The sequence below is a fragment of the Streptomyces sp. SID12501 genome (assembly GCF_010550245.1).
Classification (GTDB): Bacteria; Actinomycetota; Actinomycetes; order Streptomycetales; family Streptomycetaceae; genus Streptomyces.
The window spans coordinates 1-531 of record NZ_JAAGLU010000395.1; the positions used below are offsets into that span (position 1 = coordinate 1).

Consider the following 531-nt stretch of genomic DNA (forward strand, 5'->3'; position numbering starts at 1 on the left):
GGGAAGTGAGGTCCGCGCTCGGCGCGTTGTCATATCGACACGTTTAATGGGTAGCAAGGCCTACCCGGGACATTCCCGCATGTATCTGGAGGAACAACCATGACCACCTTCGTGGACCGCGTCGAGCTGCACGTCGCCGCGGGTAACGGGGGCCACGGCTGCGCCTCCGTTCACCGGGAGAAGTTCAAGCCGCTCGGCGGCCCCGACGGCGGCAACGGCGGCCGTGGCGGCGACGTCATCCTCGTGGTGGAGCAGGCGGTCACCACCCTGCTGGACTACCACCACAGCCCCCACCGCAAGGCCACCAACGGCCAGCCCGGCGCCGGCGACAACCGCTCCGGCAAGGACGGCCAGGACCTGATCCTGCCCGTGCCTGACGGCACCGTCGTCCTCGACAAGGAGGGCAACGTCCTCGCCGACCTCGTCGGCCAGGGCACCACGTACGTCGCGGGTGAGGGCGGCCGCGGCGGCCTCGGCAACGCGGCCCTGTCGTCGGCCCGCCGCAAGGCGCCCGGCTTCGCGCTCCTCGGC

Annotated in this window: 1 pseudogene; it reads left to right on the forward strand. The window is 71.0% G+C overall.

Annotation, left to right across the window (positions count from 1 at the left end):
• Positions 1 to 99: 99 nt before the first annotated feature.
• Positions 100 to 531 (forward strand): annotated as a pseudogene (gene obgE, locus G3I71_RS46410) (GTPase ObgE); the annotation flags it as partial.